The organism is Sulfuricurvum sp. (assembly GCF_023250475.1).
Classification (GTDB): Bacteria; Campylobacterota; Campylobacteria; order Campylobacterales; family Sulfurimonadaceae; genus Sulfuricurvum.
Genome location: NZ_JAHFAQ010000060.1, coordinates 1 through 13,556, shown reverse-complemented (window position 1 = coordinate 13,556; position 13,556 = coordinate 1). Strand labels below are relative to the sequence as shown.

The 13,556-nt window shown below is 43.9% G+C and carries 16 protein-coding genes; 14 read left to right on the top strand and 2 right to left on the bottom strand.

Going from position 1 to position 13,556, the window contains the following annotated elements; all coding sequences use genetic code 11:
* The 3 genes from Q0C19_RS07040 to Q0C19_RS07030 all read left to right on the top strand — a co-directional run.
* Nucleotides 1–493 (top strand): DUF445 domain-containing protein (locus Q0C19_RS07040; RefSeq protein ID WP_295054405.1); only part of this gene is annotated, 493 nt, incomplete at its 5' end.
* Nucleotides 494–568: 75 nt separating this feature from the next.
* On the top strand, nt 569–3,148 hold the full coding sequence (locus Q0C19_RS07035; RefSeq protein ID WP_295054402.1) for an AAA family ATPase: 2,580 nt from the start codon (nt 569–571) through the stop codon (nt 3,146–3,148).
* Between the two features lie 8 nt (nt 3,149–3,156).
* Entirely contained in the window at nt 3,157–3,510 is a 354-nt protein-coding gene (locus Q0C19_RS07030) for a hypothetical protein (RefSeq protein WP_295054399.1), read from the top strand.
* Nucleotides 3,511–3,597: 87 nt separating this feature from the next.
* Here the strand turns inward: Q0C19_RS07030 and Q0C19_RS07025 are convergent, their stop codons facing one another.
* On the bottom strand, nt 3,598–4,122 hold the full coding sequence (locus tag Q0C19_RS07025; protein WP_295054396.1) for a hypothetical protein: 525 nt from the start codon (nt 4,120–4,122) through the stop codon (nt 3,598–3,600).
* A gap of 145 nt (nt 4,123–4,267) precedes the next feature.
* On the opposite strand from Q0C19_RS07025, the gene rpmH reads away from it, so the two are divergent.
* From rpmH to ruvX, 7 genes are read left to right on the top strand one after another with little or no spacing between them, the layout of a single operon-like run.
* The gene (rpmH, locus tag Q0C19_RS07020; RefSeq protein WP_013459438.1) at nt 4,268–4,402 is read left to right on the top strand and encodes a 50S ribosomal protein L34; all 135 of its coding nucleotides are present in this window, start codon (nt 4,268–4,270) and stop codon (nt 4,400–4,402) included.
* An 11-nt stretch (nt 4,403–4,413) separates the two neighbouring features.
* Nucleotides 4,414–4,758, top strand: a complete 345-nt coding sequence (rnpA, locus tag Q0C19_RS07015; RefSeq protein ID WP_295054394.1) for a ribonuclease P protein component — start codon at nt 4,414–4,416, stop codon at nt 4,756–4,758.
* Nucleotides 4,736–5,068, top strand: coding sequence for a membrane protein insertion efficiency factor YidD (gene yidD, locus Q0C19_RS07010; RefSeq protein WP_295054391.1), 333 nt, complete (start codon nt 4,736–4,738; stop codon nt 5,066–5,068). Before rnpA ends, yidD begins: the two co-directional genes overlap by 23 nt.
* The gene (gene yidC / locus Q0C19_RS07005; protein WP_295054388.1) at nt 5,062–6,672 is read left to right on the top strand and encodes a membrane protein insertase YidC; all 1,611 of its coding nucleotides are present in this window, start codon (nt 5,062–5,064) and stop codon (nt 6,670–6,672) included. Before yidD ends, yidC begins: the two co-directional genes overlap by 7 nt.
* A complete protein-coding gene (locus Q0C19_RS07000; RefSeq protein ID WP_295054385.1) occupies nt 6,659–7,471 on the top strand; it encodes a Jag N-terminal domain-containing protein in 813 nt (270 codons plus the stop codon). Before yidC ends, Q0C19_RS07000 begins: the two co-directional genes overlap by 14 nt.
* The gene (mnmE, locus tag Q0C19_RS06995; protein ID WP_295054409.1) at nt 7,465–8,814 is read left to right on the top strand and encodes a tRNA uridine-5-carboxymethylaminomethyl(34) synthesis GTPase MnmE; all 1,350 of its coding nucleotides are present in this window, start codon (nt 7,465–7,467) and stop codon (nt 8,812–8,814) included. Before Q0C19_RS07000 ends, mnmE begins: the two co-directional genes overlap by 7 nt.
* Complete coding sequence (gene ruvX, locus Q0C19_RS06990; protein ID WP_295054382.1) at nt 8,814–9,212, top strand: Holliday junction resolvase RuvX; 399 nt, start codon at nt 8,814–8,816, stop codon at nt 9,210–9,212. Before mnmE ends, ruvX begins: the two co-directional genes overlap by 1 nt.
* Here the strand turns inward: ruvX and Q0C19_RS06985 are convergent.
* Nucleotides 9,197–9,832 (bottom strand): hypothetical protein, encoded by a 636-nt coding sequence (locus Q0C19_RS06985; protein WP_295054379.1) that lies wholly within the window; start codon nt 9,830–9,832, stop codon nt 9,197–9,199. The two genes, ruvX and Q0C19_RS06985, sit on opposite strands and share 16 nt — an antisense overlap.
* A 166-nt stretch (nt 9,833–9,998) precedes the next feature.
* On the opposite strand from Q0C19_RS06985, the gene ilvC reads away from it, so the two are divergent.
* The 4 genes from ilvC to Q0C19_RS06965 all read left to right on the top strand — a co-directional run bounded on the left by ilvC (nt 9,999) and on the right by Q0C19_RS06965 (nt 13,244).
* Nucleotides 9,999–11,021 carry a ketol-acid reductoisomerase gene (gene ilvC, locus Q0C19_RS06980; RefSeq protein ID WP_295054376.1) on the top strand — a complete coding sequence of 341 codons (1,023 nt, stop codon included), beginning with the start codon at nt 9,999–10,001 and terminating at the stop codon, nt 11,019–11,021.
* A 58-nt stretch (nt 11,022–11,079) separates the two neighbouring features.
* A complete protein-coding gene (locus Q0C19_RS06975; RefSeq protein ID WP_295054373.1) occupies nt 11,080–12,114 on the top strand; it encodes a divergent polysaccharide deacetylase family protein in 1,035 nt (344 codons plus the stop codon).
* A 69-nt stretch (nt 12,115–12,183) separates the two neighbouring features.
* On the top strand, nt 12,184–12,375 hold the full coding sequence (locus Q0C19_RS06970; protein WP_295054370.1) for a DNA-processing protein DprA: 192 nt from the start codon (nt 12,184–12,186) through the stop codon (nt 12,373–12,375).
* A 29-nt stretch (nt 12,376–12,404) separates the two neighbouring features.
* Nucleotides 12,405–13,244, top strand: coding sequence for a hypothetical protein (locus Q0C19_RS06965; RefSeq protein ID WP_295054366.1), 840 nt, complete (start codon nt 12,405–12,407; stop codon nt 13,242–13,244).
* Nucleotides 13,245–13,556: the final 312 nt, after the last annotated feature.

Below are 13,556 nucleotides of genomic sequence, written 5' to 3'. Positions count from 1 at the left end.
GATACGTGAGGCGCTTAAACTACTTATTATGGAACAATTCTTTACTCCGGAAAAAATAGAAAAATTTGTTCAATCCCAAGAGCGGACGATTAATTTGGCTCCGATCATTGAAGAGACTGATTTTAGCCCTGCTTATGAAGCCCTTGTCAAAAGTGTGATGGAATCTCCGATGGGAGGAATGCTCGGAATGTTTGGAGGCGAATCGATTATCGCTAAACTCAAAGAGCCGTTTTTAGAGAAGATCAAACGCTCAACGATTGAGATCGCGCAGAGTGAATCGTTTATGAATGCCCTCAATACCCATTTGCACCAAGGGGGCGCTCATTTAAGTGCGTCGATCGGGGAGATTGTTGAATCGCGTCTTGCAGAACTCACTCCGGTGATGATCAAAGAGATGCTTCATTCGCTGATGAAAGAGCATTTGGGATGGCTGGTTGTCTGGGGCGGAGTATTTGGCGGTGCGATCGGTGTGCTGTCTGCTTTTCTTGTCTAAAAGATTTTACTTAAAAGACTTGACAACAATTGACTCAAAGTATTATAATTCTTGTAACTCAACTAGGAGAATTTTATGTCAAACAATATTTTTGAAAAACTAACCCACCAAATGACCGAGATGATCGAATCGTCGATCTCTCTCGCGTTACACAATAAAAACAGCGAAGTAGAACCGATCCACTTTTTATGGGCCTTGCTGGCTAACAGCAACTCTCCGCTCAATCAAATGCTTACCAAAATGAGCGTGGATAAAACGGCAATTGAACTGGATGTTAAAAGTGCCGCGTCCAAACTTCCGAGTGCCTCTAGCGTCAGCAAAGAGAATATTCGTCTGTCCCGAAATTTTGCCCATTCGCTTGAAATCAGTGCAGGAGAGATGGCGGAAAACGGAGATGGCTTTTTGGCAATTGATACCTATATCGTAGCCAATCTTCAAAACGATCCGTTCAAATCGATCCTGGGCAAATACATTGATTTGCGTGAACTCGCCAAAACATTTGAAGCTTCGCGTGCGGGGCAAAAAATCGAGTCTCAAACCGCCGATGAAAATCTAGAGTCTCTTGAGAAATACGGAATTGATTTAAACCGTGAGGCGATAGAGGGGAAACTCTCTCCCGTGATCGGACGTGATGAAGAGATTTCTCGGATGATGCAGATTCTGATCCGTAAAACCAAAAATAACCCGATTCTCCTCGGGGAACCGGGAGTCGGTAAAACAGCTCTTGTTGAGGGGCTGGCACAGCGTATTGTTGCCAAAGAAGTTCCTCTGAGCCTCCAGAACAAACGGGTGGTAACACTGGACATGAGTGCTCTGATCGCCGGGGCGAAATACCGCGGAGAATTTGAGGATCGTCTCAAAGCGGTAATCGATGAAGTGAAAAAGAGCGGGAATGTTATCCTCTTTATCGATGAGATTCACACGATTGTCGGGGCTGGAGCATCTGAGGGGTCAATGGATGCGGCCAATATCCTCAAACCGGCATTAGCCCGCGGTGAGTTACACACTATCGGTGCAACGACGCTCAAAGAGTATCGCAAATATTTCGAAAAAGATGCGGCATTGCAGCGCCGTTTCCAACCGGTAAATGTGGATGAGCCGAGTGTCAACCAGTCGTTACAGATCTTGCGTGGATTGAAGGAGCGTTTGGAATCCCACCATAACGTCACCATTACCGATTCGGCATTGGTTGCGGCGGCAAAGCTCTCTGATCGCTACATTAACGACCGTTTTCTCCCCGACAAAGCGATCGATTTGATCGATGAGGCGGCAGCCGAGCTGAAAATGCAAATCGAATCCGAACCGAATGCCCTCGCTGCCATCAAACGTAAACTGACCCATTTGCAAGTCGAGAAAGAAGCTCTCAAAATGGAAGAGTCCGTTGCGAATATCAAACGTCTTGAAGAGATTGAACGTGAGCTGGCCGATGCCGGGGAAGAGCGACGCAGTTTGGAGTCTCAGTTCGCCCATGAAAAAGAGGTGTTCGAGCGGGTCGCCAAGATCAAGGCCGAGATTGAATCCAAACGCCGTGAAGCCGAAAGTGCGAAACAAGCGGCCGATTTTAATAAAGCGGCCGAGATTGAGTACGGACAGATCCCTAAACTCTTTGAAGAGGAAAAAGCGCTTCAAGAGCGTTGGAAACTGATGCTGGCTGAGGGTACTCTTCTTAAAAACAGCGTTGATGAAGCTTCGATTGCAGGAATTGTGAGCCGCTGGACAAAGATTCCGGTGAACAAAATGCTCCAAAGCGAAAAAGAGAAGATTCTTCACATTGAAGATGAGCTAAATCGCGATGTCGTAGGACAAGAGCGTGCAACCCACGCGGTAGCCCGTGCGATCAAACGGAACAAAGCGGGGCTTTCCGATAAGAGCCGTCCGATCGGATCGTTCCTATTTCTCGGCCCTACGGGTGTGGGAAAAACGCAGACGGCAAAAACGCTGGCAAAATTTCTCTTTGACAGCAGCGAATCGATGATCCGTATCGATATGTCCGAATACATGGAGAAACATGCCGTTTCACGCCTCGTCGGTGCCCCTCCTGGGTATGTCGGGTTTGATGAGGGGGGACAGCTTACCGAAGCGGTACGCCGCAAGCCCTACAGCGTTATTCTATTCGATGAGGTCGAAAAAGCGCACCCGGACGTTTTCAACGTCTTGCTACAGGTACTTGATGACGGACGTCTGACCGATAACAAAGGGGTTGTCGTCGATTTTACCAATACGATTATTATTTTGACCTCCAATATCGCGAGCGACAAGATCATGGCGCATCACGGCGATCCACAGTTGGAGGAGATGGTGCTCGGCGAACTCAAACAGCATTTTAAACCGGAATTTTTGAACCGTTTGGATGATGTGGTGGTCTTTAATCCGTTGGGAGAGGCACAAATTCTCAGCATTGTCGATCTTTTCTTCAAAGAGATTGCGGCCAAAGTGGAAGAGCGTGATATTACCCTCTCCCTCACCGAGAGTGCCAAACGCTATATTGCAAGTGCGGGATTCGATCCGGTTTATGGTGCGCGTCCTCTTAAACGGGCACTGTATGAGATCGTCGAAGACCGTTTGGCCGATCTTATTCTCAGCGGCGAGGTGGATGAAGGTTCGTTTGTCGCATTCGATGCAGTCGGAGATGAGATTACCGTTTCTGTGGCATAATTTGCGTCATGAAAATTATTGGATTGCTTTTAATAGTATTGTTGCAGCTTTTGGGGTGTACGGGCGATTGTATGACCTGTCACCCCGCACTTCTTAAAAATATCGATAACGATCATCGCCATAAACCGATGACGATGTGTATACAATGCCACAGTGCCAATCCGGAGAAGATGGCCGATTGCGGAAGCGATTGTTTTGCGTGTCATCCGATCGCAAAAATCGAAGGTTCACGCGTAGCGGAACATGCGGTTATCCGTGAATGCAGAGATTGTCACATGAAACTCAAGCCCTCATTAGGTTTGAGTGAAACCCCTAAAGGGCAGTCGGTGATGCCGACTTTGCGGGATTTTTTAAATCCTTGATGGTTACTGCCTCGAATGAGGCAAGCTTGCGTGTCATAGCGGCTAGCGAGCGTAGCGACGAGGCAGGGATTTGCTTCGTCGGCGTTTTTAGGCGTATAACGGCTCAAAAAGTTTATCGAATCCGTCGAGTACTTTTTTGAGCAGTTTTTGGGCTTCTTCAAGCAATTTGTCATTACTTTTGACGTTATTTACGGCATTATCGAACAGATCGACCACCCCTTTTTTCGCACTGTTTTTAACATTTTCATCGCTATTTTTCAGATTTCCGATCAGTTTTGTCACATCCGAAGCGACTTTATTGATCGGTGAGGTTTGGTTTTGATCTTCCAACTCTTTCATAAATTTATCGATATACGGCTGAGCTTTTTTCATAAAAGAATCGATCTCTTTTTGATCTTGTTCGGTGATTCCGTTGCTCTCTAAATTAAATGAAAATGCCTGCATAGACGAGAATGAGAACGATTGTTCTTTGCTTTTGTCCGATTCTTTTTGAGTTAGCGAGAGAGATTGCTCATTTTGAAAATTGAGGGAGAGGGCATCTCCGCTGCTGGTTTTCATGTAAATAGTAAGTTCATGAGAGCGGTAAGCGTCCAGAGAAGTTGCAGTGGTCATCACATATACCTTGTATAAGATTGAAAGTTGGTGACAATATCGGCTGTTTTCACGATTGTTTTAACAAGCTTTTATGAAACTTAATCGATCTTTAAGTAAGAATTGTCTATTATTGCGTGCTAAAAATTTCTAAAGGGAATGGCTTATGAAAAGAACATACCAACCGCATAATACGCCACGTAAACGTACCCACGGTTTCCGTGCACGTATGGCTACAAAAAACGGCCGCCGAGTATTAAACGCTCGTCGTGCTAAAGGTAGAAAACGATTGGCTGTCTAAATAGCTTTTCGATGTTGAAGCTTCACAGCGAGTTTCAACGTGTTTATCAACGCGGTAAGAATGCGCACAGCACTTCTATTGCGTTGTTTTATCTTCCGATAACGGGAGAAAAAAAAGTTGGATATACGGCCAGTAAAAAAGTCGGAAATGCAGTGGTGAGAAATCGATGCAAGAGACGTCTTCGGGCTCTTTTTGATGAGTTCTCGCCTTCTGTACAAGACGGATGGTACGTTTTTGTCGCCAAGAGAGGGTTATTTGACAACCCTTTCGATACAGTGCGACGCGACTGCAAATATGTTTTAAAACGGACGGGTGCTATGGCTGGATCAGGTGATGATAAGAATCTTCTTTCTTAAGCTCCTGTGGCTCTATCGGCACTCTTTCTCTTTGGTGACGCGCGGTTCGTGTCGTCACTATCCTTCATGCTCCGAATATGCCCTGTGGCAGTTTGAGCGTAACTCCCTTACACGCGCATTTATTTCCACTTTTTTACGAATTTTACGGTGCAATCAGCTTTTTCCCGGCGGTATTGATTATCCGATTATCAACAAACCGACGATAAAACCCTCCGAACTCTCCATAAATACGATAAAATACTGGTTTGTTCCATATCAACAGAATTATTTTCTGATTAAAAATTTTAAGTTTAAAGGGTCACAGTGCTAGAAAAGTTTACTCCCAATCAGCGACTCCTCGTTGCCGTCGCTTTATCTTTTGCCTTTTTTATAGGATATACAACGATTTTTCCGTCGAAAGCTCTCAATTCGGAAGCGAATGCGACAAAAACAACAGTTTCTACAACAGTTGCTTCACAACCCTCAACCTCGGTTAAAGAAGCAGTCACAGAAGCGCAAAGTTCTTCTGCGGTTCAAACAACGGCTACGGATACATTGACGACCGTAACGTCCAAAGAGTTTACCCTCAAAATCGATACACTCGGACGTATCTCGTCAGTCATCTTGAGTAACAAAAAGCATAACGGAAAAGACGGCAAACTTGCTGAACTGATCTCTCCGGTCGGTGCAAAACCTCTCTATATCCGATTCGGTGATGAGGCGTTAAACGTCGCGGCATCAAAAACACCGTATTCGAGCGATCTTAATAATGTTACGCTGGGTGAGAACGGCAAAGCGGTTGTGACGTTGACCCAAAACCTTCCGGAAGTAACGGTTAGTAAAACGTTGACGTTTTATGCGGATGGCCATTACGATGCAAAAATAGCCCTTTCCAATGAAAAACACTATTTTGTTTACCTAGGACAACATCCTCAAGTGATTGAGCAAATGATGACGGTTGTGGGGGGGATGATCTATTCTGGCGATAATCTGACCACTATTTTTAAAGACAAAGATGTAGAGGGACGTTCGATTTTTACCGATGTCCATTTTGCTTCGTCGTTTGATCAATATTATGCATCAATCATCTACGGTTTTTCGAAAGAGACTCAGGTATATGTCGATCGTGATACAAACAGCAATCCGGTAACGTATCTCGAAGGAAGCAATAACTTCACTTTCAACGGTTATATCGGGCCGAAAGAGCATAAGACACTCGAAGCTATCAATCCGGTTCTAACCCATTCTATCGAATACGGCTGGTTTACGTTTGTTGCGGCTCCGATTTTCAAAATCTTGATGTGGCTTCATGGACTTCTCGGTAACTGGGGATGGTCGATTATCGCACTTACCGTTATCATCCGTATTTTCCTTTACCCTTTGACGCACAAAGGGATGGTCTCGATGCAAAAAATCAAAGAGATCGCTCCTCGGATCAAAGAGGTTCAAGAGAAATACAAAGGGGACCCGGCACGTATGAATGCCGCGGTCATGGAGATGTACAAAAAGCACGGTGCCAATCCGTTGGGAGGATGTTTACCGTTGTTGCTCCAAATTCCCGTATTCTTTGCAATTTATCGTGTTCTTCTGAATGCGGTTGAACTTCAAGGGGCTACATGGGTATTATGGGTAACCGACCTTTCACGAATGGACCCGTATTACATTCTCCCTATTTTGATGGGTGCCACGATGTATTATCAGCAAAAAATTACTCCGAGCAACTTTACCGATCCGTTGCAGGAAAAAATCTTTAAATTTTTACCGGTTATTTTCACCTTCTTTTTCTTCACATTCCCTGCAGGGCTTGTGTTGTACTGGTTTGTGAACAATATCTTCTCAATCGCACAGCAATATATGGTCAACAAACAGTTTGAAGCGGCGCGCGCAGCACGTCACGAAGCTCATCTTGCGGAAAAGCATCATGAAAAAGATTGAAGCTCCAACGCTAGAACAGGCATACGCAAAAGCTGCGTCGGAGTTTGGATGCTCCGTCACCGCTCTTCAAGTCGAGATTGTTCAGTTCCCGTCCAAAGGGATCTTGGGACTTTTTAAGAAAACGGCGATTATTGTTGCCAACCTTCCCCAAAAAGCTCCTCTCGCCGCTGAAGAGCCTATAACTCCACCGGCGGTAGAACCTGTAACCGTGCGAGCTGTTGAACCGCTTACGGTGATGAGTGAACCCGATGAATTGGTATTAAGCGACAAGTTTTACGAACAAGCGGATGATTTTGAGGAAGAGGGCGATGTTGAGGGCGATTTCTACCAGCTCTCTGCTCAAGAGTGTGCCGATGAAGTCAAAGAGCAGATCAATATCCTTTTTAAAGATATCTGTTTCGATATTAACGGTATTGAAGTCAGTGTGTACGATGAAAATACGCTGCTTGTCGAATTCAGCGGTGTGGATGCAGCTCTCATGATCGGTAAAGAGGGTTACCGCTATAAAGCGCTCTCTTATATGCTTTTCAACTGGATCAATGCGGTGTACGGAATGCAGCTGCGCCTTGAAATCGCAGAATTTTTAAAAAATCAGGAAGAGTCCATTTCCCGTTATCTGATCAATGTTTGCGATATTATCGATCAAGACGGGCGTGCCCAAACCAAAGTATTGGATGGAGTATTGGTGCAAATTGCTCTCAAGCAGCTGCGTGACCGATATCCTGATCGCTATGTTGCTATCCGCTCTACCCGTGATGGCGGTAAGTTTATTATTATCAACAGTTATCACGAATATTGATGAACGACACCATTGCCGCAATCGCCACCGCAAATGGCGTTGGCTCTATCTCTATTCTCCGCCTCAGCGGAGAAGGGTCTCTCCGAATTGCTTTAAAACTCTCCCAAAAAACAGAACTTCAGCCCCGCTACGCAACGTTAACTTCTTTGCATCATAACGACGGCACATTGATTGACGAAGCGATTGTCATCTATTTTCAAGCACCGCGCAGTTTTACGGGAGAAGAGGTTGTAGAGTTTCAATGTCACGGAGGATATGTCGTTGCCGAATCATTGTTGCGTGCAGTCCTCTCTGAAGGGGCACGTTTAGCCGAGCCGGGTGAATTTAGCAAGCGGGCATTTTTAAACGGGCGGTTGGATCTGACCCAAGCCGAAGCGACTGCTGCTCTTATCGAAGCCAAAAGCGACGATGCCGCACGGATTTTAGCCCGTCAGATGAAGGGGGAATTGCGCGGCTACATCGAGGGGATTCGTGATTCGCTGTTGGAAATATTGGCGTACTCCGAAGTGGTGATCGATTACGCCGAAGAGGATCTTCCCCAAGATGTCGTAGAGCAGATCGAAGTGAAACTGGAGCGTATCAAAAATACCCTCACCCGTACCCTCGAATCGAGCCGACGACGAAGCGGACTAATGCAGGGATTTCGGGTGGCCATTATCGGTAAGCCCAATGTCGGGAAAAGTTCACTTCTTAATGCTCTTCTCGATTATGAGCGCGCCATTGTCAGCGACATCGCAGGGACGACCCGTGACACGATTGAGGAACAGGTGCGTATCGGTACCCATCTGATCCGTCTTGTTGATACGGCGGGGATACGCAACGCTCACGATGAGATTGAGCGGATCGGGATCGAACGATCTATTGCGGCTATCGAAAATGCCGATGTGGTGATTGCTTTGTTTGATTCCTCACGTGCAATCGATGATGAAGACCGTGCTATTATTGATTTGATCGAGCGTTACCGAGATGAAAAACCGTTTATCGTTCTCCTGAATAAATCGGATTTACCTCAATCGTTTGATTCAACGACGATAGAGCACTACAATCCGATACGGTTGAGTTGTAAACAGGAAATGCAATCGTTGATTAATACCTTGAGCTCTCTAATGGATTATGAAAACGACGGCGAGGAAATGATGCTCATTTCACAGCGTCAGATCAGTGCCACCGAGAATGCCGTTCGTTCCATCGACGAAGCGCATGAACCGCTGAATGATGGCGAATTGGAGTTTTTTTCGTTTCATATTAATGCCGCGATCCGAGCCGTCGCTTCCATCAGTCGTCCGTATGAACTCGATGAGATGTTTGACAAGATGTTCGGTCAGTTCTGTCTGGGGAAATGATGGGAACTATTATCGCGATTGATTTAGGGTTAAAGCGGATCGGATTGGCGCTCAGTGCGGGTTCAGGAATCGTGACACCGCTTCCGGCGGTTGAACGTAAAAACCGAAACCAAGCCGCCGATGATGTTAAAAAAGTGTTGAATGAATACGAAGCGACTATGGTTGTCGTCGGTATTCCGATGGGAAGCACCAGTGAAGATGAGATGCGCCGCAGAGTGGCACATTTTATGAATCTTGTTGAGTTCTCCGGCGAGATTGCCTACCAAGACGAATCTCACACCTCTCAGGAAGCCGAAGCGCTGATGAAGGGGGAAATCCGATACAAACGCGACGGTCGGATCGACTCACTATCGGCAAAGATTATTTTAGAGCGGTATCTGGGTCAGCTTAAGAAATAATCTTTGGCTTCTTCTTCATCCTCAGTGAGGGTGGCAAAATCCTCATCGTTTTCTAATTTCTCATTAATAACTTCTACACAATACTCAAATCCGATTTGGCGTGCATGATCAATATCGAACACAAATCCCAATCCGCTGAACTGATACGGCTCTTCTTGCTCAATACAGAGTAAAATCCCTTCGCATTCTTCTTCAAACCGCTCGACAATATCGCGATAGCCGATATTAAATTCCGTCGCATGCCATCCCATATCTTCGAGTTTTTTATCGGAAAATTCGGCGATCCCGTCTCCAGTCGTATCGTCATACAGCGCCCGTTTTTGGTTATATCCGATAATACTCTGCCATGCTACTGAGGCTTTGATCATGAGCCGCTCATCATCTTCGACGACACGGTAATTATCCCCGAGCATAGCGCTGATGGGACGGGAAAGATCACCGGAGAGTGGAGAGAGGGGAGGGATAGACCCCTCAAAAACACTAATCAGTGAGGATTCAAACGGCTCAAAAACAATCTCCCCTTTGTAGGTGATTGCAAATCGCTTTGCCGAATTGGCCGCACGTAAAAAATCGTTTTTGGATACGATGATAATCTCTTTAAAAAGGTTGAATTTTTTCATGGATATACCTTATTTTTTTGGGATGAATTGTAGCACGGGATCGTTGAACCGCCCTTAGCGAACGATTTAGCACAATGATATAAGGGTGCGCTAATATTTTTTTATGCAAAAGTGGGGTATAATTCGCCAAATTTTAAGCCTATGAGCTTACTCTAAGGATACCTGTATGGCATTGAACGTCTACTACGATAAAGATTGTAACATCGAATTAATCAAAAGCAAAAAAGTGGCAATGATCGGTTTCGGATCACAAGGTCACGCACACGCGGAAAACCTTCGCGACAGTGGCGTTGAAGTCGTTATCGGTCTCCGCAAAGACGGAAGCTCATGGGCTAAAGCGGAAGCTAAAGGGTTCAAAGTTATGACAGTTGCAGAAGCATCTGCATACGCTGACGTTGTTATGATCCTTCTTCCGGATGAAAACCAGGCAGAAATCTATAAAAATGAAATCGCTCCTAACCTAAAATCAGGTGCTACGATTGCATTCGGTCACGGTTTCAGCATTCACTACGGGCGCATTAAGCCGGCAGCTGACATCAATGTTACGATGATCGCTCCTAAAGCTCCGGGTCACACGGTACGCAGCGAATTCGTTCGTGGCGGCGGGATTCCTGACCTTATCGCAGTAGGACAAAATCCAAGCGGTACAACCAAAGAATTGGCACTTTCATACGCTTCGGCTATCGGTGGCGGACGTACGGCTATCATCGAAACCACGTTTAAAGACGAAACTGAAACAGACCTTTTCGGAGAACAAGCGGTTCTTTGCGGTGGTGCAGTTTCTCTCGTTCAAGCAGGATTCGAAACATTGACAGAAGCGGGTTATGCTCCTGAATTGGCATATTTCGAGTGTCTACATGAGCTTAAACTCATCGTTGATTTGATGTTCGAGGGCGGAATCGCGGATATGCGTTATTCGATCTCTAACACAGCGGAATACGGTGACTATGTTTCTGGTAAACGTGTTATTAATGAGCAATCAAAAGCGGCAATGAAAGAGATCCTTAAAGAGATCCAAGACGGCCGTTTTGCAAAAGATTTCATCCTTGAAGGTCAAGCGGGCTATCCGCGTATGAATGCTGAGCGTACAAACGCGCGCGCGTCATTGATCGAACAAACAGGTGTTAAACTACGTACGATGATGCCGTGGATCTCTAAAAACAAAATCGTTGACCAAACTAAAAACTAAATTCCCCTTTTCAGAGCATGTGCTCTGAAAACTTCTACAGAAAGAGGTTCCTTCTTTTATGAAAAAACAGCCTCTACTCTTCCAAGTTTTCTCTTTAAAACGGCTTGCTATCGGACTTTCAGTACTATTAATAACCCTTCTGGCGATACTTATCGGATATTTTATAGGGTTTCATCAGGCTGAAGAGGAATTGGACGCTGAACGTAAACAGACGCAAAAGTTGGTTCAGAAAATCAAAGATCTTACGGTAATTGATGAGAGACACCCTTCACTCATTAAGCCCAAAGGGAGTTTACAAGATGACGAAATACGTCGTCTAAAAAAAGAGCTTGAAGATTTATTGGCACGCGAACGGATGCATGAAGAGGTAAAGCCGCAGCACGAATACGCTCCGAATGATAAAAAAGCTCCGCCTCCACCCCCCCCTTCTCGTCCTCCCAAGGCAGCCGGAGCGGAAGCCAAACTGGTAATTATTATAGATGATGTCTCTTACGCACGTGATGTAAAGGCGATCCAATCTACCGGACTCCCTTTGGTAATGTCGTTTCTCCCCCCCAGTTCACGTCATCCCGATTCAGCTGTTTTAGCAAAACAGCAAGGGATGTATATGGTTCACTTGCCTTTGGAAGCAGTCGCTTTTCATGATGAAGAACCCAATACGCTTCACGTCGACAGCAGCGAAGAGGAGATTGAAAAACGATTGGAGATACTCAAGCAACTCTATCCGAATGTCCATTACATGAACAATCATACCGGTTCGAAGTTCACCTCAGACTCAGCGGCGATGGATAAACTGATTCAAATAATGAAAAATGAGGGGCTTCAGTTTGTTGACAGCCGGACAATTGCTTCGAGCAAAGGGCGCGAAGCTACCACAAAATACGGGATGCGCTATTTGACACGGGATGTTTTTTTGGATGATCAAGACGGTGTAGGGAATGTCAAAAAACAGATCAAGGAGGCGGTAGAGAAAGCAAAACGCTACGGTACCGCAATCGCTATCGGTCATCCTAGGGTCGATACGATACGAGCACTCAAAGAATCCAAAGATATTTTAAAAGAGGTAAAATTAGTCAGCATAGAACAAATCTGACAATTTGACAGATATTTAAATCTTTTACCCCTTTTGGTTATTGTTGTACAACTATAATAAAGAGTTTGTATGCACAATACCATCCCTTTTTCCATTTCAGAGCTTAGTGTTATGAAACGCACTCCGGAAAAACTCTATTATCGCGGTAACCTAGAATTGCTGAACCGTCCCAAAATCTCGCTGGTTGGGACGAGACGCCCTAATCCCTATACACGTGCAATGACTTATGAGCTTTCCAAAAATGTCATTTTCACTAATTAATGATAATGTCCAATAATTAGTGATAACCATTGTGCAATTACTACTTATCTGAGTTATCTTTCTTTAAAGATTATCCAAAACATTCATTTACATTTATTGCTGTTACAGATATCAATATGAGGGATTATCCACACTGTTTTAAAGCAGTTTTTAGAAATCTACATACTGGACAAGATGTATATGTAGATAATATTTATCCGGAATCAATTAGACAAAAATACTTAGTAGGTTATATGTATAAACGTGAAGGCTTGATAGGTATTAGTCCTAATGTAAAGTCAAATTTATTTAAGGTAAACAATGATCCATATAGTCCATTAATACAGCTTTTTAATGTATTTAATCATCAAGATAACATATTAATTAAGGATGAACAGGCTTATAAGGATTTTTTACGACAATATGCACATATAGAGATATATGATGATTGTATGTTGATTATCCCTTGTTACACAATAGCTATCACATTTTATTTATTATATGGATCAATGAAAAAAGCAGCAATGATAGGCAAATTTGAAAATTTATATGTTAATGATACTTTACGTTATGAAAGATTAAAAGATGGAACTGTACGCGCTCATTTAAAGTTTAGAGAGCTAGTTGGTAAAAAAAATATTGCGCATGTTGTAAGATTAGCGGACAATAAATATGGACAAAATAGATTCAACTATATTATGCAGTCTAAAAAATCAAGTACGCCATTTCATCCAATACGTGCGAAATTTCCAATTGCAACTGCTTTTACTGCAGATATATCTTATATTGAGACTGGTAAGGATGAAAGAGGGATGGCAAAATATCTTGTTCTTAATATAATTTCAAATGATATACCTTTTGATTTTCATGAAGTCTCTTATACTCTTTGAATATAATGTAATTAGACTCTATAAAATCTTTACACAATTTTCTACTTTGAGACAAAATGATTCTAGCTTTTCTGATTTGATTTTTTGTGTAGCCATAGAATACCTTTAATATACAGCTTCATCATTTATACTGTTTTTAAAATTTTTATTTACTCAATCAGTACCGTCTCTATCGCTTCTTAATTGAAAACATATTATAACTTTGTGCATTGCTTTCCAGAACGTTCATAGCCTCTATCGCAAGTCCATTCATGTCCAAGATAATCGAGCTTGCCATGTTCCGGGATATTAACGGCTTCACATGTATTTCTT